At 53.9% G+C, this 20466-nt stretch carries 19 protein-coding genes; 11 read left to right on the top strand and 8 right to left on the bottom strand.

What is annotated here, in order from left to right; translation table 11 throughout:
- Positions 1 to 148: 148 nt before the first annotated feature.
- Positions 149 to 2245: a glycogen debranching protein GlgX gene (gene glgX, locus GSQ81_RS17700; protein WP_254060275.1), complete on the top strand. Its 2097-nt coding sequence runs from the start codon at positions 149 to 151 to the stop codon at positions 2243 to 2245.
- 50 nt (positions 2246 to 2295) lie between these two features.
- Here the strand turns inward: glgX and GSQ81_RS17695 are convergent, their stop codons facing one another.
- The 3 genes from GSQ81_RS17695 to GSQ81_RS17685 form a co-directional block, all read right to left on the bottom strand.
- Positions 2296 to 2853: a DNA-3-methyladenine glycosylase gene (locus GSQ81_RS17695; RefSeq protein WP_216846470.1), complete on the bottom strand. Its 558-nt coding sequence runs from the start codon at positions 2851 to 2853 to the stop codon at positions 2296 to 2298.
- A gap of 96 nt (positions 2854 to 2949) precedes the next feature.
- On the bottom strand, positions 2950 to 3855 hold the full coding sequence (locus GSQ81_RS17690; protein WP_158911941.1) for an NADP-dependent oxidoreductase: 906 nt from the start codon (positions 3853 to 3855) through the stop codon (positions 2950 to 2952).
- A gap of 348 nt (positions 3856 to 4203) precedes the next feature.
- Positions 4204 to 4728, bottom strand: a complete 525-nt coding sequence (locus GSQ81_RS17685; RefSeq protein WP_158911940.1) for a carbonic anhydrase — start codon at positions 4726 to 4728, stop codon at positions 4204 to 4206.
- Between the two features lie 236 nt (positions 4729 to 4964).
- On the opposite strand from GSQ81_RS17685, the gene GSQ81_RS17680 reads away from it, so the two are divergent.
- Together GSQ81_RS17680 and GSQ81_RS17675 are read left to right on the top strand one after the other, a co-directional pair.
- Positions 4965 to 5726, top strand: a complete 762-nt coding sequence (locus tag GSQ81_RS17680; protein ID WP_158911939.1) for an SDR family oxidoreductase — start codon at positions 4965 to 4967, stop codon at positions 5724 to 5726.
- A gap of 152 nt (positions 5727 to 5878) precedes the next feature.
- On the top strand, positions 5879 to 6268 hold the full coding sequence (locus GSQ81_RS17675; protein ID WP_158911938.1) for a DoxX family protein: 390 nt from the start codon (positions 5879 to 5881) through the stop codon (positions 6266 to 6268).
- A gap of 32 nt (positions 6269 to 6300) precedes the next feature.
- Here the strand turns inward: GSQ81_RS17675 and GSQ81_RS17670 are convergent, their stop codons facing one another.
- The 4 genes from GSQ81_RS17670 to GSQ81_RS17655 form a co-directional block, all read right to left on the bottom strand.
- On the bottom strand, positions 6301 to 8817 hold the full coding sequence (locus GSQ81_RS17670) for a glycogen/starch/alpha-glucan phosphorylase (protein WP_254060274.1): 2517 nt from the start codon (positions 8815 to 8817) through the stop codon (positions 6301 to 6303).
- A gap of 112 nt (positions 8818 to 8929) precedes the next feature.
- A complete protein-coding gene (locus tag GSQ81_RS17665) occupies positions 8930 to 10417 on the bottom strand; it encodes a DHA2 family efflux MFS transporter permease subunit (protein ID WP_254060320.1) in 1488 nt (495 codons plus the stop codon).
- Between the two features lie 126 nt (positions 10418 to 10543).
- On the bottom strand, positions 10544 to 11836 hold the full coding sequence (locus GSQ81_RS17660) for an HlyD family secretion protein (RefSeq protein WP_158911937.1): 1293 nt from the start codon (positions 11834 to 11836) through the stop codon (positions 10544 to 10546).
- A gap of 30 nt (positions 11837 to 11866) precedes the next feature.
- Positions 11867 to 13138: a TolC family protein gene (locus GSQ81_RS17655; protein ID WP_158911936.1), complete on the bottom strand. Its 1272-nt coding sequence runs from the start codon at positions 13136 to 13138 to the stop codon at positions 11867 to 11869.
- A 421-nt stretch (positions 13139 to 13559) separates the two neighbouring features.
- Here GSQ81_RS17655 and GSQ81_RS20375 point away from each other — a divergent pair, with 421 nt between their 5' ends.
- The 8 genes from GSQ81_RS20375 (at position 13560) to GSQ81_RS17620 (ending at position 19585) form a co-directional block, all read left to right on the top strand.
- Entirely contained in the window at positions 13560 to 14351 is a 792-nt protein-coding gene (locus GSQ81_RS20375; RefSeq protein ID WP_216846468.1) for a type 1 glutamine amidotransferase domain-containing protein, read from the top strand.
- Positions 14275 to 14997 (top strand): SDR family NAD(P)-dependent oxidoreductase, encoded by a 723-nt coding sequence (locus tag GSQ81_RS17645; protein WP_158911935.1) that lies wholly within the window; start codon positions 14275 to 14277, stop codon positions 14995 to 14997. Before GSQ81_RS20375 ends, GSQ81_RS17645 begins: the two co-directional genes overlap by 77 nt.
- Positions 14991 to 15479 (top strand): RidA family protein, encoded by a 489-nt coding sequence (locus GSQ81_RS17640; protein ID WP_158911934.1) that lies wholly within the window; start codon positions 14991 to 14993, stop codon positions 15477 to 15479. The genes GSQ81_RS17645 and GSQ81_RS17640 overlap by 7 nt, the downstream gene beginning before the upstream one ends.
- A gap of 44 nt (positions 15480 to 15523) precedes the next feature.
- On the top strand, positions 15524 to 16288 hold the full coding sequence (locus tag GSQ81_RS17635; RefSeq protein ID WP_254060319.1) for an RNA polymerase sigma factor: 765 nt from the start codon (positions 15524 to 15526) through the stop codon (positions 16286 to 16288).
- A 40-nt stretch (positions 16289 to 16328) separates the two neighbouring features.
- On the top strand, positions 16329 to 16463 hold the full coding sequence (locus GSQ81_RS20240; RefSeq protein ID WP_256369682.1) for a hypothetical protein: 135 nt from the start codon (positions 16329 to 16331) through the stop codon (positions 16461 to 16463).
- Entirely contained in the window at positions 16418 to 17281 is an 864-nt protein-coding gene (locus tag GSQ81_RS17630; RefSeq protein WP_158911932.1) for an alpha/beta fold hydrolase, read from the top strand. The genes GSQ81_RS20240 and GSQ81_RS17630 overlap by 46 nt, the downstream gene beginning before the upstream one ends.
- 158 nt (positions 17282 to 17439) lie before the next feature.
- Complete coding sequence (locus tag GSQ81_RS17625) at positions 17440 to 18810, top strand: epoxide hydrolase family protein (protein WP_158911931.1); 1371 nt, start codon at positions 17440 to 17442, stop codon at positions 18808 to 18810.
- A gap of 112 nt (positions 18811 to 18922) precedes the next feature.
- The gene (locus GSQ81_RS17620; RefSeq protein WP_158911930.1) at positions 18923 to 19585 is read left to right on the top strand and encodes a response regulator; all 663 of its coding nucleotides are present in this window, start codon (positions 18923 to 18925) and stop codon (positions 19583 to 19585) included.
- Between the two features lie 192 nt (positions 19586 to 19777).
- Here the strand turns inward: GSQ81_RS17620 and GSQ81_RS17615 are convergent, their stop codons facing one another.
- Positions 19778 to 20407, bottom strand: coding sequence for a response regulator transcription factor (locus GSQ81_RS17615; RefSeq protein ID WP_158911929.1), 630 nt, complete (start codon positions 20405 to 20407; stop codon positions 19778 to 19780).
- Between the last annotated feature and the right edge of the window lie 59 nt (positions 20408 to 20466).

The raw sequence follows: 20466 nt of genomic DNA, 5'->3' as shown, positions 1-20466 counted from the left end.
CTTCCTAGCGACAGATCGCTATGGCCTGCTCCTGGATCACATCAGAAGCGCGAAAGGAAATCTATTGAACTTTGGTATGGATGATACGTTGGTATTGGCCGATACAATCGTCCACTAGATACGGCGCCGGGTTTGTGGCTTAATCACAGTGTGGGTGGAGATTGTGAGAAAGAAAATGAAGATGGGGAGCCCATATCCACTGGGTGCAAGCGTCACAGCAACAGGCGTCAACTTCAGCGTGTTCTCATACCATGCGACTCGTGCCGAATTGCTGCTCTTCGACACTGAGGATGCAGCACAGCCAAGCCGTATCATCGATCTCGTTCCCGGGAGGAACCGCACCTCGCACTACTGGCATACTCACTTGCCGGGGATAAAGGCAGGCCAACTATATGGCTACAGGATGAGCGGGCCCTATGCTCCCGATCTGGGTCACCGTTTCGATCCTGAGAAACTACTTCTCGATCCCTATGCCAGGGCGATCTCCTTGAAGAACTATCAACGTGGTGCCGCCACTCAATCCGGTGACAACGTAGAAGCAGCCGCGAAAAGCATGGTCGCAGATCTCAGCGGGTATGACTGGGAGGGCGATCAGCCTCTTGATCACCCGTTCTCCAGCACCGTCCTCTATGAGGTGCACGTTGGCGGATTCACGCGGAATCCAAACTCTGGCGTTGCCGAACAGAAGCGAGGCACATATGCGGGGTTGATCGAACGGATCCCGTACCTGAAGGCCCTGGGGATCACCGCGGTGGAGTTGATGCCTGTTTTCCAGTTCGACGCACAGGATGCGCCGACAGGCCTAGAAAACTATTGGGGCTATAGTCCTATGTCCTTCTTTGCACCCCATGGCGGCTACTCCTCCAGCGGTGACCCATTGGGATGCCTCGACGAGTTCCGTGACATGGTGAAAGCACTTCACAAGGCCGGTATTGAGGTTATTCTCGACGTCGTTTACAACCACACTGCTGAAGGTGGTGGCGCGGGACCTACCTTTTCATTGAAAGGGCTGGATAATCGGCTCTACTACCTTCTATCGGGTGATTTCTCGCAATACGCGGACTACACCGGCACAGGCAATACGCTCAACACGAACTTTGTGGTTCTACGACGGATGATTGGCGACAGTCTTCGATACTGGGTTTCCGAGATGCATATCGATGGCTTTCGATTCGATCTTGCTGCGGTGCTCACCCGTGACGAACATGGCAGATCGGTTCCTGACGCGCCTCTTCTCTGGGAGATTGATTCCGAACCCATACTTGCGGGTAGGAAGTTGATAGCAGAGGCGTGGGATGCAGGCGGTCTCTACCTGGTCGGGTCCTTCGCAGGAGACCGGTGGAAGGAATGGAATGGACGTTTTCGCGACGATGTTCGACGCTTTCTCAAGTCCGATCGAGACACAGTCTTCAATCTTAGACAGAGGCTGCTTGGAAGTCCGGATATTTATACGAAAAGAAACCAGCCTCCTGGACAGAGTATTAATTTCGTGACATGTCATGACGGTTTCACTCTCAATGACCTTGTATCGTTCAATGGAAAACAGAATGAAGCGAATCGGGAGAATAGCCGCGATGGGGCCTCAGTAAATGACTCTTGGAACTGCGGGGTAGAAGGTCCTACCGATGATCCGGCGGTCGAGCGCCTTCGAGCGCGCCAGATCCGCAACGCCCTGACGCTCAACCTGCTTTCGGTTGGTACTCCGATGCTGTTGATGGGAGATGAAGTCAGGAGGACGCAGCTTGGCAATAACAACGCGTATTGCCAGAACAATGAGATGAGTTGGTTCGACTGGAACCTCTGCCAAAAGCATGCCGATATTCATAGGTTCGTTCAACTCCTGATCCAATTGCGGCTGCGTTTTGCTTCGGATCGGAGCGGGAATTTCCTGTCACTCTCGGACTTCATTGAGCGAGCGAAGATCCAGTGGAACGGGGTGCACCTGTGGGCGCCTGATCTTTCGGGTGACTCTCACAGCCTCGCAGCCACCGCCTATATTGAGAATGAAGGTGGGTTCCACTTGATGGTCAACGCATATTGGAAGCCACTGAGCTTCACTCTGCCTCCTCGTCCAGATGGTTGTGGATCGTGGCGTCGGCTCATCGATACATTTCAGGACACACCGTTAGATTTTTTGGAGCGAGAAGTTGAGACGAACGATCACACCGCATACACCGTTCAATCCCGGTCAATCGTGCTGATGACGACCGGACGATGTGGGAGTGAAACTTCTCTTAAGTTGTAAGAGTACAGAGATGGTATTGGGAAGACGGTCGAACCTAACTACCTCTCATCTCATTTGCGGGGTCCGCTAACAAACGGGCTGCCTGCTTCATAGAAACGCAGCAGCCGGTCTATCTCACGCGTGATGCCGATGCGCACGCTCGTGTTGATGTGCCCGGTTTCTCGAACTGCAGTGCCAAGCCAAAGCGGACCATTGGCACACAGGTCGACTCCGTCCAGTTGCCGGTCGATTTCCAATGCAGCCGCAAGCCGTCCCGGACCTCTCGCCAAATCTGTGAGCTTGTCGGTTTCGCGGAGCTGTTTCATTATGTCAATTCCTTGAAGAGGCTCGATGGCGCGCAGCAGCACCCCGGCACCAACCTCCGGTTCCTCAGCCGACACGTTGAGCATGAACGACGTCCCATAGATGAAGTACACATAGGCAAACCCTTTTTCTAAAAATAGCGATTTGTTCCTTGCCGTGCGCCCGCGGTAACCATGGCCACTCGGATCGCCTGGCGGGTAAGCCTCTGTCTCGACAATACGACCGCTAAGTGTGCTTCTTCCGATCTTATGTGCAATGGTTTTGCCGATGAGATATCTGGCCAGCTCAGCCGTATGAGTTGGCAAGCTGGCCCGTGATAGCCTCTGGATTTCATAAGCGAGATGAGACGCGGTCTGCAATGAAATACCCCGATCGGTCTGCCAGAGTCGGCCCAGAAATCTTCAGGGCACCAGCAATATCTTCCCGATGCCGCCCTTTTCCGCCGCTGCATGAGCCTTCGCGGCGCCACTCAGAGGCAGTATCTGGCTGATCGGGATGACCAGCTTGCCATCTCGCACGGCTTCTGCCATAAACACGAGCGTCTTCCTGTCAAATTTCGAGAACACTGTCACCACTTTTACAGAGGGATACTTCGCGGCGTTCTGCGGTGCCCCGTTAACTGAAGCAAACACACTTCCAGGCTTGACCTTGGCAAGCAGCTTCTCGGCGATCTTCCCGCCGACCGTATCCGCCACCGCATCGAGCGGCGGAAGATTCGCAATCGCGGTGTCATCGTCGGTTGCGACTACCCAGTCTGCGCCAAGAGTCTTCGCCTCATCCATCTGCCGCTTCAGAACCCCCGCGATTACAATCGCCCCGCGGTCCTTCGCGGTGAATACCGCCGAACGTCCGACATTTCCCACAGCACCTACGACCATAACCGTTTGGCCCGTTTCGATCCCCGTAGATGAAAGGAGCTGGTTGCCAGTTATAGTTGCCAGCGGCAGCGCCGCCGCCTGAATCAAATCCAGACCTTGCGGAATTTTCGCCAGAACCTCTGCTTTTACCACGCAGAGCTCGGCATAAGTATTGTCCGCTATGGCGAATACCTGGTCACCGACGGAAAAGCCTTCCACTTCCGGCCCGACCTTCACCACGGTTCCAGAAATATCGATTCCTATCAATCCCGGAAAAGTCATCGGATAGAAGTCTTTCGTTAACCCGGCACGTCGCTTGTAGTCGATGGGGTTCACGCTCGTTGCGGCGATCTGCACCAGTACCTCGCCTGGTCCCGGAACTGGGTCAGGGTAATCCTCGAACTTTAGCACTTCCGGACCACCATATTCGGTCACAACGATTGCCTTCATAAGACTCCTACGTTTCTCTGACTTTCTGCGCTAACTCCCGGAAATCTTTCGCCCGCTTGTGACTCGCTTTTAGCTGGAGCTGAGCGAGCGGTCGAGATTTGTGCCCGAGCAGAAGCGGTATCAAAGCCTCAAGTTCGATCGCCGTTTCGTGCGCGCGCTCAGCCTCTCTGCTCAACAAATGATCAAATTTGCGGACTACCTCATTGTGGTCCATATTTCCTCTTATGAAAGGTCCTGGTGCGAAATGAGATACGTTACATTGCCAACATCCAGCAGACTAACCGCCGACGGCCCGATCACATACAAGCCTTGCAGGACCGCCGACGAACAAAGAAACGTGATCGCGAATCAGGCGGCGTGCTCATGTTTCAGGTCTTTGACCTCGTGCAATCTCCCCGTTTCCATGTCGAAAACCACGCCGCGCACGGGAATATCTTTGTCAATCCATGGATGCGATCTGATCCTTCTCATCTGCTCCCGCGTGTGTTCTTCCGGGTCCTTGTAGGAGAAGAACCGCATCGGGGCCGGCGACGCATCACCGGTAGAAGCGCTCAGCTTCGCGTTCAGTTCAGCGTCAGTGAAGGTTGTGAACCCACAGCCGGTATGGTTGAGAAGCAATATCTCTTTGGTTCCGAGCACATGGTTCGACACAACAAGCTCTCCCAGGACATCTTCCGTTACCGCTGGTCCGCCAGTCCGGATAACGTCGATATCGGCCTCCGGCAAGCCCAGGATCGCAGGCAGGTCTGAGAGCCGTGGGTCCATACAGGTTACGACTACGATCTTGGGAGCCGGGGGCTTTCCGTGAGATGGGTCGTAGCCCTTCGCGTACTTACGGTTTGCTTCTAATGCCTTATCAATTATGCTCATCATTTTCTCCTGGCAGCGAGCCTGATGCCCGACTGAGATGGAGCGATTACACCCGAGGTATTCCGGTGAAGCAATTGGACGATGGTATCGGCAATACCTTTGTATCGGAACCCGCAGAATAGAGGACGCACCGCTCCGCGCTCCTGCCAATCCATACTTTGGTGGCAGTCAATACGTTCGTCCAATAGATTTGTCATCGCGATTCCTGCTTAATCACCTTGAAGCTGGTCGGAGGAATTATGAGCGCAATAATCGCTGTCCGTCATGTTGAGCGGAAACCGGACCTCTCAGGGCAAACCGTAGTCGTCATCGGTGGAAGCTTAGGAATCGGGCTCGAAACCGCCCGAAGAGCAAGTGCGGAGCAAGCAAAGGTCATCCTCACCGGCCGCGATCTTCAGCGTCTGCAGCGCGCAGCGAGCGAGGTAAATGCGCTGAGCTGTAGTGCTTTTGACGCCACGGATCCTCCGCTGCTCGCTCAGTTTTTCCGCGATCTGCAGGCTCCAATCGATCACATCATGGTGACCGCCGGCCAGCCTTCCTACGGGCGCATCATTGATCAGGAATACGACCGCGCACGCCGTGCTCTGACCGACCGCCTCTTACTCTTTATCGAAGTCGCGCGGAACGCAGCTGGCAAGGTAAGAGATGGAGGAACATTGATATTTATGGGCGACGCCGATAGCCGTCGTCCAGGCATTGGCATCGGGATCGCATCGACGGTAGCGGCCTCACTTCCCGCCCTCACCGCCAATCTAGCTCTTGAACTCGCACCGGTTCGCGTAAACCTCATCGCCGCCGGATTCGTCGACACGGAGCTGTCCGCATCACTCCTGGGCGATGAACTTGAAAAACGTCGCAACCAGCTTCGAGCCAAACTCCCCATCCGGCGGGTTATTCAACCAGCAGATGTCGCCTCGCTGGCGGTGCACATCATGAGCAACACCGCCATTACGGGTGCCACCTACGACATCGATGGTGGCCAGCAGTTCGTAGCCGTCTAGCCAGCGGAGCCCAGAGTTGAAATCTGAAGAAGAGGCTTTATGACCACTGCCGCGGCACCATCCGAAGCAATCAAGCAAAAAGCTCAACGCTTACGCATTCTTTCGATGATGTCACCAACCGCGGCTGGCTCGTGAAATCTTAGGAGATATTTATGATGTTCCCGCAACTCGCTCACTTTACCGATCTCGGTCTGCTCCTGCTGCGGCTTATGGTGGGCTTAGTCTTCATCACAAGCGGCTATGGTCATCTGAAGGATCCGGAGGCGCGCTCGAAGAGCATCGAGATGTCGAAGGGCTTCACGATTTTTCTCGGGATCGCCGAGGTCGCTGGCAGCCTGGGGGTCACCTTTGGTGTCCTCACACAACTCGCCGCTTTTGGACTGATCTTCCTCATGCTAGGAGCGATCGAGAAGAAAATCTTTTCCTGGCACATAGGATTCTGGGGGCAAACAACCTACGGCTGGCACTACGACCTAATGTTCATCCTAATCAATCTAGTGATCGCCTTCACGGACGGGGGACATTATGTGCTCTTGAAGTGAGGAAGTGCGATAGCGCGCGGCTTTCTTGTTGGCTAGCTTCCGAGCGGAAGCTTCCAAATATCCTCACAGTATTGGCGGATCGTGCGATCGGATGAGAATTTGCCTGAACGTGCTGTATTCAGCAGTGACATGGTCCCCCAACGTGAAATGTCGGCATAGGCTTTGCCGGCTTCCTGCTGCGCCGCGGCGTAGGCATCGAAGTCAGCGAGCACGAAATAACGGTCATGATTCATCAGGTCATTTACCAGTGGCGAAAATAGATCGCGATCACCATTTGAGAACCTCCCATCACGCAAGCCGTCCAGTACCTCACGCAGCAGCGGACTCTTATCGTAGTAGCGGCGTGGGTTGTAGCCTGCCTGCTGCAGATCGCTGATCTCCGGCGCCGTCATGCCGAAGAGGAAGAAGTTCTCTTCACCCGCCTCTTTGCGAATTTCAATATTCGCGCCGTCCAGTGTGCCAATGGCGACGGCCCCATTCATCATGAATTTCATGCATCCGGTTCCGCTCGCTTCGAATCCTGCAGTAGAGATTTGCTCGGAGAGATCAGCAGCGGGGTAGATACGCTGGCCCAGCGAGACCGAGTAATTCGGAAGGAAAATGACCTTCAAAACATCTTTTACCTGGGGATCATTGTTGACCAACTCACCGACCTGACAGATCAGCTTGATGATCAACTTCGCCATCGAATAACTGGGCGCGGCTTTTCCTCCAAACAAGAACGTCCGCGGCGCAAGGTTTTTTATTGTTCCGCTCTTGATCTGGCAGTACAGCGAAAGAATATGCAGTGCATTCAAGTGTTGGCGCTTGTACTCGTGCAGCCGTTTTACCTGAACGTCAAACATCGATTTCGGATCCACGTCTATGGACATCGTCTCCTTGATGTAGGCAGCAAGCCGGCCCTTTGAAGCCTCCTGTGTCTTCCGCCAACGATCGAGGAAGCCCGTATCCTTGGCAAAGGGCTCCAACGACTTCAAACCATACAAATCCTTGTGCCAATCAGTCCCGATGGTCTCATTGATTAGCCCTGTAAGCTCCGGATTTGAAAGCATCAACCAGCGACGCGGAGTGACACCATTGGTCTTATTGCTGAAACGTTCCGGGAAGGCCTCGTAGTAGTCATGCAGAGTAGTTTTTTCCAACAATTCCGTATGGAGTTGCGCGACGCCATTGATCGCTTTGCTGCCGACGACGGCAAGATGTGCCATCTGCACGCTGCGTTCCCCGTCCTCGCCGATGATGCTCATTCGTCGAAGTCGCGCGTCGTCGTCAGGAAAGCGAGCGCGCATATCATCCAGAAACCGGCGATTAATCTCGTAGATGATTTCAAGATGCCGTGGCAGCAGATTTGCAAACATGTCCAACGGCCAACGCTCCAACGCCTCAGGCAGAAGCGTGTGGTTGGTATAACCGAAAGTAGCTTGTGTCACCCGCCACGCATCGTCCCAGCCTACCTCGTGCTCATCCATCAGCAGCCGCATCAGCTCCGCAATACCGATCGAAGGATGGGTGTCGTTCAACTGCACCGTCCATTTTTTGTCGAAGTCTGTCAGCGGTTTGCCGAGTGCCAGATGTAACCGCACCATGTCCTGCAAAGAGCACGACGTAAAGAAAAATTGTTGCGTCAGCCTCAAACGCTTGCCTTCAACCTTTTCGTCCGGCGGGTACAGGACTTTGCTGATGGTCTCGGATTCCATCTTTGCGTGCACGGCCCCTGCGTAATCGCCGCTGTTGAATAGCCTCAAATCAAACGAATCGACAGCTTCAGACTCCCAGAGTCTCAGCCGGTTGACTGTGCGCGTCTTATAGCCCGGAATCGGCGTATCGAACGGAATGCCCTTCACCGTATAACCAGGCACCCATCTGCGACGAACTGAACCCTTATCATCCGTGTACGTCTCGGTGTGCCCGAAGAGCCCTACTTCCATAGACATCGAAGCCGGAATCTCCCATGGATTGCCAAACTGGAGCCATTTATCCGACTTCTCTACCTGCCATCCATCCACGATCTCCTGGCGGAAGATACCGAACTCGTAACGCAGACCATATCCAATCACCGGTACATCCAGCGTCGAGAGCGAATCAAGAAAGCACGCCGCCAATCGACCCAACCCGCCGTTGCCCAAGCCAGGCTCAGGCTCCTCGACGGCGATGGCCGTCAGATCCAGCCCGAGGCTCTTGAGCGCCTGCTCGGTTTGTGGAGTCAAATCCAAATTCAACAGATCGTTCTGTAGGTGAGGCCCCAACAGGTATTCGGCGCTCAGGAACGAAAGGACCCGAACATCTTTCTGTCTGTAGGTCTGAATCGTCTCTAGCCATTGATCCATCAAGCGATCGCGCACAGCGGCTGACAGCGCATGATATTTATCGATCATGCTGGACGATTCCAGCGGTCGGCCTACGCTATGCGTCATGTGATTGCGGAACGAAACTGCAATTTCTTCAGCCGATGTACCGGCGCGGTTTTCGCCGGCCAGCACACCCATCTGCTGCTGTTCGCGATCATGGCTCAACGGCAATCCCTGCTCTTGCTCCTGTATATGTTTCAAACTATTCTCCACATAGCAGTAGTAGCCGAATCTACTTCATCGGATGCGTCTAATGCGCTCCGGATGGCTAGCTTCCGCAGTTCTTGAAAGAAGAATACATCGCCTATATCTATCAATGCCCCCCCGCGGGACCCGATATTCTTGCCTTTTTCATAAAAAATAAGGCGACTCCACTGACGAGCAATACGCAGCCCAGCACCAGGAAACAATCTCCATAGGCGAGTAGAAACGCCTGGCGTCGGATCGCGGAGCCGACAGCGCCGATCGCGCGAGCGCGAGCCGAGTACGGATCGCTGCCCTGAGACGCGAAGTAATTCGCAGACCGCTGCAGGCGTTCCTGCACCGGTCCCGCGTAAATGGTCACCGATTCGCCGATGCGCTCCGAATGGAACCGCTCTCTCACAGAGAGCAACGTCGATAGTCCGGCGATACCGATCGATCCGCCTATATTACGCATCATGTTGAAGAGCGACGATGCCGCCCCACTTTCACGTCCTTCGGCCATGCCGGCCGTGGTGACGGCGGAAAGAGGAGTCATGATGAGAGGTTGGCCTATCGCGCGGATGATAAGCGGGATATAAAACTGCGGGCCGGCGAAATCGGAATCGAGATGAATATCTAAAAAAGAGCTACCGCCGAAAAGAAGAATCCCGATGCCTATAATGATTCGCGCGTCGATAAATTTCATCAATTTCGGTATCAGGGGGATAACAACAAGTTGTGGAAGGCCCAGCCAGATGATCACCGTCCCTATCTGAGTCGCATCGTATCCATGAATCTGGCCGAGGTACGTGGGCAGAATGAAGATGACACCATAGAGGCCAATTCCAAGAGCCAAATTGACGATGCTGCCGAGCCCAAAATTCCTGCGCGCAAAGAGTCGTAGATCGACGAGCGGCTCTTTTTCTCGCAACTCGATAATAATGAAAGCGGGAATGAAGATCGCTGCGATCACGGCCAGCTTCACAATCTCCGGATCGCCGAACCAGTCCTTACGATTTCCATCCTCGAGCACGATCTCGAATGAAGCGAGGCCGATCGCCATAGTCAGGATGCCCCACCAGTCACCCTTCTTTAGCAGGCTTAGGTTCATGGGCTGCTGTTCCATGGTGAACCACACCGCTGTGATTAGCAGTGCTCCCGGAATTACGTTGATGTAAAAGATGAATGGCCATCCATAGTTGTCCGTCAGCCATCCGCCGAGTAGAGGTCCTACGGCAGGAGCAAAAGTCGCCGTGATGGTGAACATGGCCATGCCAATTGCCCTCTTCGTCGTCGGAAGGTATCTGAGGATCACGTCGAAAGAGAGTGGAATGAGTACGCCCCCCGTGAATCCCTGTAGTACGCGAAAGAGGATCATGAACTCCAAAGAACGCGCCTGTCCGCAACAGACAGAAAAGACTACAAACAGGATCGAGTTCACTAGAAGATATTTCTTCAGTGAAAATGCCGCAGAGAGCCACGAGGTCAACGAGATCACAACAATCTCAGCGACCAGATATGCCGTCGGAACCCATGAAATCTCATCTGAACTGGCTGCCAGGGTTCCTGCGATGTCGCGAAGCGAAGAATTTGTGACGATGATATCGAGCACCGCCATGAAACACCCAAGAAGAACTCCTGTAACGCATATCCAGGTCTTCACCGAGACATGATCGGCAGTCTCTGTGGCGGGATTTCTTGCGGGTATCGCCGGACTCATCATCGCAGTTGCCATGGAGTTTTCCTATTTCGTGGCTACGGTGACGATGGACGACATACCGGGTGAAAGCAGGTTCTCATAGCCGCGCACGCTATCCTGATCGAGCACGATCTTAACCGGAATGCGCTGCACGATCTTGGTGAAGTTGCCGGTCGCATTGTCCGGTGGCAGCAACGCGAATTCATTACCAGAGCCAGGAGCGAGACTGTCTATATAACCGTAAAACTTGTGCTTGGGAAATGTATCGATCTCTACCTCAACACGCTGGCCGGTACGCATATTCTGCAGTTGTGTTTCCTTGAAATTAGCGACCACCCATGGCTTGTCTTCCACAATCGCCATCAGCGGCTGCCCTATCTGGACTCGCTGCCCTGCTTCAACTGACTTTCTGCCGATGCGTCCGCTCGCGGAAGCTTTGATGAGCGTGTAGGAAAGCTGAAGCTTTGCTTCCTCCAGCGCGGCCATAGCCTGTGCGACTGCGGCCTGTGCCGTTGCAAATTGGCCCTCCCGTACGCGTGTCTCAAGCCGTGAAGCTTTCGCGGATTGCAATCCGCCCACCGAGTTCGTCAGCAACGCCTCCGTGCGGACGACGCCTTGTTGTGCAGCAACCAATTGTGCCTGCGCCTGCCGCACCTGCTCTTGAGCAGCGGCTTGCGCGGCAATAGCTACTTGGTAGCTTGCGCGCTGGTGATCGACGGTTTGCTTCGAGACTTGCTCCTTCGCGTAGAGATCTTCGTACCTGTGGAGGTCAACATCGTCGCGATGAAGAGTTGCATCTGCCTCTTGAAGCTGGGCCTGCGCACGCGGAACACCTGCCTCAGCAGCGACAACTGCGGCTTTTGACGCCTGGATTGAAGCTTTGGTCTCACCAATCGTGCCCACTGCTTGTGTGGTCTGCGCCGTAGCGGATTGGGAAGTTGATCGGATCGCAGACTCCGCGGTATCAGCTTCGCGACGTGCAACATCAAGGGCTGCCTTCGCCTGGTCCAGTCTCACCTTGTAGTCATTGGGGTCCAGGATGACGAGGGTCTGTCCTTCAACTACGTGCTGGTTGTCGTCGATCAGGACCTGTTGTACTGTATCCGTGACGCGAGCACTAATTGGGTGGAGATGTCCTTCCAGATACGCATCATCCGTCTCCTCATGATGTGCAGACCAGATGATGTATCGAACGCCAAGCACCACCAACAAGACCAGAACGGCGACCCCTCCCCATATCAATAGTGCTTTTTTCCTCGCGGCAATCCCGCCAGCCTTCGGAGGTTCCGGCACTATGACTGATTCTTCAATCGGCGGTGCTAAAGCTACTTCACTCATTGCCTTGCCCCTCTCTCAAACGTGTATGTATCAAGGATGGGTATACGTCTTCTCCACAGTGTCAATCGCACGCGCAAGTTGAGCACGCGCGATGTTGTAGCGGAACAGCGCACCGATCTCCGCGTCGTTCGCGCGAGCGAGCGAATCCTGCGCAGTGGTGACCTCGATATTGTCGGTAACACCAGACTGAAAACGTCCCTGCGAAAGCGAGACCTCCTCATTGGCCAATTGCACCTCCTCTCGGCTAAGCTCTACCTGATGCAAGGCTGCCTGCAACTCGACCTGCCCGTCGCGCACCTGCTCGGTTATCAGATTTCGCTCCTGAGCGAGCTGTTTCTGCCATCGCTGCTCTGCGAGTGCTGTGCTCTTGCGTTCAGCGTTAAGCCGTCCCCCTGTGAAGATAGGAACTTTCAAATCAAATTGATAGTCATATCCAGGAACCAGCGTGGTGAGCGTCTGGCCTTGCTCATTCCACCTTCCATCAAAAGTCAGATTCGGGATAGATTCGGCCATAGCTGCCTTGTATGCCGATTCAGCAGCCTTGATGCTCTCAGACAGGGAGCTCAATTCGTATCGCTGCTCAAGCGCAGTCGCTAGCGGATCAGAAACATCGAGCGAAGGTGTCGAGAAAAAGTTCCGCTGGTCAACGAATCCGATTTTCGCGCTGTCCGAAATGTTTAGAATGCGCTTCAACGCATGGAGAGTAGTCTCCGCGTCCCGCTGGTTATCAATTAGGCCTTGCTTCTCTTCTCTGAGCCGGACTTGAGCACGCGATACATCAATTTTGCTCGCTACGCCATCGTTGAGCAGGTCCTGCGCCTGATGCGCCAACCGGTCGGCCAGTTCGACGCGCGACTCAGTAGCGGTGATGCTGGCTAGTGCGCGAAGATGGGCCATGTATTCGCTCACGGTCAGCAAGACAGTCTCTTCGCGGACTGTCTGCTCATCGGCGCGTCCCGCGAGCAGACGGTGTCCGCTCGCCTGGTATTGACGGATCAGGGTCAGATTAAAAATCGGAGTCGAGAATGTCGGTCCAACATGGATGGACTGATATGGGCCGATGTCATGCGGAATAACGGAAGGCTGAACCCCGAGCTGAGCTTTAGCGTTGTATCTTGTGACAGCTTCGCTTGCGCTGAAACCAGCATGTGGAAGCAGGTCCGAGCGAGCGATCAAACGTTCTTGCTGCTTACTCGCGGTTTCAATATTGGCGATCTGGATGTCGAGATTCTGCTTGAGCGCCAGATCAACAGCCGCGACTAGCGTAAGGTTCTCGATGTCAGAAGCTGCGTCCGGGGACATTACAGCTTCGATGCCGGAGCCTCTGGATGTTTCAATCTGTGCTTCTATCCGTTGGCTCGTCGCTCCGAAGGTGATAAGCAGGAGTCCGACCCGTAGATTTACGGTGAAAAGCCGGTACCTTTTCTGCTTCTTGATTTCCTGGTTCATGTCGAATCGAGCTCTCGGAAGTTCTGGGGAAAGCGGGACATCAAATCACGTCAGCTTTCTTGGGAGGATCAGACCAGAAGGATGAAAGGAAATCTATTGAACTTTGGTATTGATAAACACTTAGGTCTCAGTCAATACAACCGTCTACTGTGTGTCGACACTTTCGTATCGACACATACCTTAGTCCAATTGTTCAGTCTCCCTGCTTCTGGTGTTATCGCGTTGTGCCGTCGCCCTGATCAAGGCGCGAACCGAGGAATCGAGGAGAAGCACCATGAAAATACTGATGGTACTGACGTCGCACGATCAGCTCGGCGAGACAGGCCACAAAACCGGGTTCTGGATTGAAGAGTTCGCGGCTCCCTACTTTGTCTTTAGAGATGCCGGTGTCGAGTTACCCCTTGCATCACCGAACGGCGGGCAGCCACCACTTGATCGAAAGAGTGATCTTGCCGAAAGTCAGGCGCCCGCGATGACACGGTTCAAGAAGGACGAAGAAGTGCGAAAACCACTCTCCCAAACTTCTAAACTTGCCGACATGAGAGCAGTAGACTTCGACACCGTCTTCTATGTGGGTGGGCACGGACCCATGTGGGACCTTGCCGAGAGCCCCGTTTCGATCGCTCTTCTCGAGTCGTTCTACAACTCGGGTAAGCTCATTGCGTTGGTGTGTCATTCTCCGGGAGTGCTCAGTCACGCCAAATATCAGGGTGTGCCGCTTGTGAAGGGCAAACATGTGGCGGGCTTCACGAACGGGGAAGAGGAAGAGATGCAACTCACCAAGGCCGATTGGCAGCCCTTCTCCGTCGTCGATGGGCTCTTGGTGACAGGACAAATCCCGCCTCGTCGACTTCCTCAGCCCTGGCGCTTTTGGAGTCGCTTACAGTTCAAAAGGCCGCCTAAGCGATTGTCAACACCCCAGGCCAGGATAACGGCCATAACATCCTGGCCGAGTACTACTACCGGAATAGCTGAAGAGAGGGTCTCGTATGCCAAGAAAACAAACAGTCCTCGTGACGGGCGGCTCCCAGGGGATCGGAGCAGCTATCGTTCGAGAGTTTATTAATCACGGCTATCAGGTTGTCGCAACATCGCGCAATGCCACAAAGGCAGGACTCGCGGCATCGCCTAATCTTGCAATCGTCGATGGTGATATCAGCTTGGCAGCAACGGCCGAGAGCGTCACGCAAACCGCGATAGCCAAGTTCGGCTCGATCGACCATGTCATCAACAACGCCGGAATCTTCTCGGCCAAGCCCTTCACGGAATACACGATCGACGAATTCCGAAGCTTCGTCTCTATCAATCTTGAAGGCTTCATCTTTATCACCCAACTAGCAGTAAAGCAGATGTTGGCGCAGGGCGTGGGAGGCAGCGTTACCACCATCACATCATCCTTGGTGGAAAACCCAATCGCCGGCGTCAATGCATCGATTCCGATGATCACTAAAGGCGGACTCGAAGCCATCACTCGTAGCCTGTCAAGTGAATATGCCAAGGAGAACATCCGTTTCAACGCAGTAGCGCCGGGTGTCGTCGATACACCGCTTCATAAGAGAACTCCAAAGGACTTCATGAAAACTCTTTCACCACTCGGCACGATCACCGACGCAGAGGACATTGCCGAGGCCGTCCTATATCTTGCCGAAGCTCATCATGTTACAGGGGAGGTGCTGCACGTGGACGGTGGTGCGCACACCGGCCGATGGTAAGCGGTGGGGATTTCCAGCAGCACGGTGCAGAGCGCCGGCTTCGAGATCTCGGCGTTACACTCCCAGCCGCACCAACGCCATTTGGTTATTACGTCGAAGCCGTCCAGACTGGAAATCTACTTTTCCTAAGCGGTATGCTTCCGGTCGTTGACCATAGTCCGAAGTACATAGGACGAATTGGAAGAGAGCTCGATACCGACGCGGGGCGGGATGCCGCCTACACCGCCGCTCTGAGTGCCCTGGCCGCGACTAAACAATATCTCGGATCTCTCGATCGGGTCAGCAAAGTCGTGCGACTTGGCGTATTCATGGCCACCTGCGGAGACTTCCTCGATCAACCAAGAGTAGCGGACGCAGTTTCGGATCTCTTTCAAGACGTTTTCGGTAAAGAAAAGTCATCGGTCCGGCTGGTCATCGGTGTTGCCAGTCTTCCGCTCGGCATGCCGATCGAACTGGAAGTCATCTTTGAAGTCATCGCATAAGTACACGACCTCGCTGCCGACATTGGCGTCGGTAATTGCCCGAGGTGCTGGACCAGCTAATTGGGCCCTTGATGATGATCCGCAAGCAAGGCATGCGAGAAGTTACGTATTTGCGAATGGAGGAAACAGTGGATACCCAGGACGATTACACGTTTCGAGTGACGATTCCCATCGGATCGGGCGGCAATCTCGGTAAGCATCTTTGTGAGACTGCTACGCCGAAAGAACAACAGTTGGTTCTTGCCGCTCGATCGGGTTGCCAGATTGCATTTCGGGAATTGTGGGAGCTTTACTGGCGACGCGTGTACCGAACCCTCTTGACGATTATGAAGAACGCCGATGACGCCGAAGACGCACTGCAGGACGCGTTCTTTCGAGCCTTTCTGGCGCTTGAAAGCTTCGAGGGTCGGTCGAGCTTCTATTCATGGCTGACTCGCGTCGCAATCAACTCGGGCTTGGCCATTCTACGCAGGCGCCGCTCGCGGCCGGAAGGCGCACTGAACTTAGATATTCAGTCGGAAAATGAGGATGGGCTCAAGGAATTTAGAGATCTAGCTCCCGACCCTGAACAGATTTACGCAAAGCAGGAGAAGCTCGAAAAACTTCTGCACGCCATACAGAACCTCTCTCCGGAACTCCGAATACCAATTCGAATGCGCCTAGCAGACAACTGTTCGGTGAAGGATATTGCGGCCCGCTTGAGCATCTCCGAATCCGCCGCCAAGTCGAGGCTCTATAGGGCACGCACCACGCTCAGTTCGCTGACGGTCTCCCGGTGTAAAGCGAAAGAAAAGCATGCAATCTCCTGACTGGCCTGAACCGTCTGCTTCAACCAAGGATAAGCAAAGCATGGCGAAATCTATTCTCCACATCTTCACGACTTTGACGGTCGCATTTGCTATCAATGTCGGCCTCAACGCTCAGAACAGAAGGAACCAATGGTTCAACACGTCTTCTACCGCACTGCAAAAGTCGATGGTCTGAATATTTTCTACAGGGAAGCTGGGCCAAAGGATGCTCCTGTGATCTTGTTCCTGCATGGCCTGCCGTCATCGTCACGGATGTTTCAACCACTAATGGCAAGTCTTGCAGATCACTACTATCTAATTGCTCCCGATTACCCGGGTTACGGACACAGTGACTGGGCCGACCCGAAACGGTTCGAATATACCTTCGACAATATTGCAGATGTGATGAACGATTTCACGCAGACATTGGGCCTGTCTCACTACACGCTTTACATGCAGGACTACGGCGGCCCGGTTGGCTTTCGCTTGGCGCTGGCTCACCCGGAGCGAGTGCAGGCCCTCATCGTCCAAGATGCAGTTGCACACAATGAAGGCCTGGGGGCGAACTGGGCAACGAGGCGGGCCTTCTGGGCGAACCGCTCCGCTCAAGAAGCCGCGTTACGAACTGACTTGCTGTCGCTGTCGGCCACAAAGAGACGTCATATCGGAGACGATCCGAAGGTCGAGCTCTATGATCCAGATCTTTGGACGGATGAGTATGCGTTCCTGAATTCACCCGGACAGGCCCAGATCCAAAGCGATCTCTTCTACGACTACCGTACGAACGTGGACGCATATCCGAGATGGCAGGAGTGGATGCAAAAGGCCCAACCGCGGCTTTTGGTTCTTTGGGGTAAGCATGATCTCTCATTCGATCCTGGAGAGCCGGAACGCTATCGCATGGATGTGCCGAACGCTGAGGTCCACGTACTTGACGCAGGACACTTCGCATTGGATACGAAAGCGGATGATATTGCTTCGCTCGTCCGTGAGTTCATGAAAAGGCAGAAGTAAACGGGCACCTCAAGCACGTTTATCCGAGTGAGACTTAAGTACGTATCAATACCAACGTTTAATAGATTCTCATTCTTGCTTCTGGTCTGATCGCAACTGTGTAGCAAGCTCGTGGCTAATTCTATCCATGCCAAAACATCTGTCCGAGGAGAACCATTATGACGCAACTCGACAAAGTGCAGCTCGCAATTAGAAATGGCATCAGCAGCATCGGTAGTGGTCCATCACGACGCAGTTTTATCGCTGCATCGATGACCGCAGGTGCTTTGAGTTTCTTTCCGAGGGATTCTTTCGGTTTTGCCGTAGCCTCCGCGTTCAGTGAACTTTCTGTCCACTCTCGCGAAGAGGAACAGAACACTGCCATTCGCCCCTTCCGCATTAGCTTCCCGAATGCGGACCTCGCTGATCTTCGGCGTCGTATCGTCGCGACACGATGGCCCGAGTGCGAAACGGTCAGCGATGCAACACAAGGCGTCCAACTCGCGACCATGCAAAAGCTCGCGAATTATTGGGTGACCGACTATGACTGGCGGAAGGTTGAGGCAAGACTGAACGCTCTGCCACAATTCGTCACGAAGATTGACGGCCTTGACATCCACTTCATCCACGGCCGTTCGAAGAATGCGAATGCTCTGCCAATCGTTATCACCCACGGGTGGCCCGGATCGATCATCGAGCAGCTGAAGCTGATCGGCCCGCTCACCGACCCTGCCGCCTACGGCGGAATGCCGGAAGACGCTTTTGATGTAGTTATCCCCTCCCTGCCCGGCTATGGATTTTCAGAGAAGCCGGCTACTAGCGGCTGGGGTCCAGTTCGTATCGCAAGTGCCTGGACCGTGTTGATGAAGCGGCTCGGATACAACCGATTTGTCGCCCAGGGCGGCGATTGGGGAAACGCTGTCACCGAGACCATGGCTCTGCAGGCACCTTCTGAGTTGATTGGTATCCATACTAATATGGCGGCTACTGTTCCGGGGGACGTGGAGAAAGCTCTCCAGTCAGGGGGACAGCCACCCCATAGCCTCTCAGCCGAAGAGAAGCGCGCTTGGGACCAGCTTGACTTCTTTTATAAGCGTGGACTTGGATATGCCCAAGAAATGGCGGGGCGCCCACAAACTCTGTATGCGATTGAGGATTCACCGATCGGTTTGGCAGCCTGGATTCTCGATCACGATGCCGCCAGCTACTCGCTGGTCGCACGCGTCTTTGCTGGTCAGACCGAGGGGCTGACTCGAGACGATGTCCTCGAAAACATCACACTGTATTGGCTGACGAAAACAGCGATCTCATCGGCCCGTCTCTATTGGGAATATAAGGGTGGTTTTTTTGACCCCAGGGGTGTGACCGTCCCGGTTGCTGTAAGCGCTTTTCCGGACGAGATTTATCAAGCTCCGCGGTCCTGGGCAGAGCGAGCATATCCGAAGCTGATCTATTACAACCGGCCTTTAAAGGGCGGCCACTTCGCAGCCTGGGAGCAGCCGGAACTCTTCAGCGCCGAGTTACGAGCAGCCTTCCACTCATTGCGCTGATTAGAGCGACGGTTCCCTCCAAAAAGAGGCTTGCGATGTCTCTCTATAACTCTAAAGGGAAGACTGGGCTGACGCTTCCGTTGAAACTCGGGGTCTTGAAAGGAGGAAAGCTTTGCCAAATGAAATGAACGACGTTCTAGTGATAGATGATAACCAGATATTAGCTAACATACTCTCTGAGATCTTTCGAGAAAGCGGTTATACCGTTCGGACGGCCTCAGATGGGTTTGCCGCACTCGCGTCGATACGGGAGCGAGTGCCGGATGTTCTCATATCGGATCTGAACATGCCTCGTATGTCCGGGTTTGAACTTCTATCAATCGTACGACGGCGATTTCCTTCGATTGCCGTCATTGCGATGAGCGGATCGTATTTCGGCGTAGCCGTGCCCCAAGGGGTTGCAGCCGATGCTTTTTATGCCAAAGGCTCAACGAGCGTCGCACGATTCTTCGAGATTCTACGTTCGATCAAAGATGAGGCGACACGTAATTCCATACGTGGCGCAGCACCGATCTGGATACCACGTGTCCCGATCGACGACGAGGCTCTCGCTATTTTCGCAATCTCTTGCCCAGAATGTTTGAGAACTTTTCCTCATTGTCTGCAAAACACGAAGTTGCTGCGCTTCGAATGCCTTTGCCCCCACTGTCACCATCAAGTGGAATTAGCGGTAGCTGGTTCGACGACAGATACGGATCAAACCGGCATCGGGAAATCAGATAATTTACGGCAGATCGGCTTGCGTGCATACTTGCACAACATGCTCGAGTCGTGACTTAGAAAACCTCCGATTGATTAGCATTGTGCTCAGTGTCGTGTTGTTTGGCTTCTCGAAAATGGACGTTCCCCCAAGTTATTTCCCGCTTTAGTGACACACATTTTGAGCTGGGGGACAACGCGCTGCGATCGCTAAACGGAGTAGTCGTGCGTAACAGATGGACGAGCGGAGTGCTCTCTGCAGCAAAAGTCAAACCTTGTGCGCGGGTGTCAGTCGAAGCCTCGTCGCTATTTTTACCAGGTCGGGAAGAGATTCGGCTTGCATCTTTTGCATTACCTTGCCTCGATGCGCCTTTACGGTAATCTCACTGATGCCCAGCTCAGCACCCACCTGTTTATTGGGAAGTCCGCAAACAACGAGCGCTAGCACTTCCCTCTCCCGAGGTGTCAGTGATGCGTAACAATCTCGGAGCGTCCCAGTCTCGGTCTCCCGGCGAAGCATAATATGACTGCGTTCAATCGAGTGCCGAATGGCGTTCAATAACGTTGTGTCATCGAACGGCTTCGTCAAAAACTCGACGGCTCCTGCTTTCATGGCCTTGACTGTCGTGGGGACGTCTCCATAACCGGTGATAAATATGATCGGCATGTCTTTTCGATCGACAGCGATACGTTTCTGCAAATCGAGACCATTCAGTTCAGGAAGTGAAACATCCAAGATCAAACAGCTAGGAGCAAGAGCACGCGGGCGATTTAAAAACTCCTCAGCAGACGCAAAAGTCTCAGATTCCCATCCCTCGCAACGGATCAGCATTTCCAGCGACTCACGTACTGAAATATCGTCGTCTACAACGAAAACTATTGGCGTGGGATATGACATAGCGATGACCTCAAATGGTGTCCTATGGCCCGTGACTTACTGGTATTGCTTATTCGATA

The sequence above is a fragment of the Granulicella sp. L56 genome (assembly GCF_009765835.1).
GTDB lineage: Bacteria > Acidobacteriota > Terriglobia > Terriglobales > Acidobacteriaceae > Edaphobacter.
This window is presented reverse-complemented; position numbering and strand designations above follow the sequence as displayed.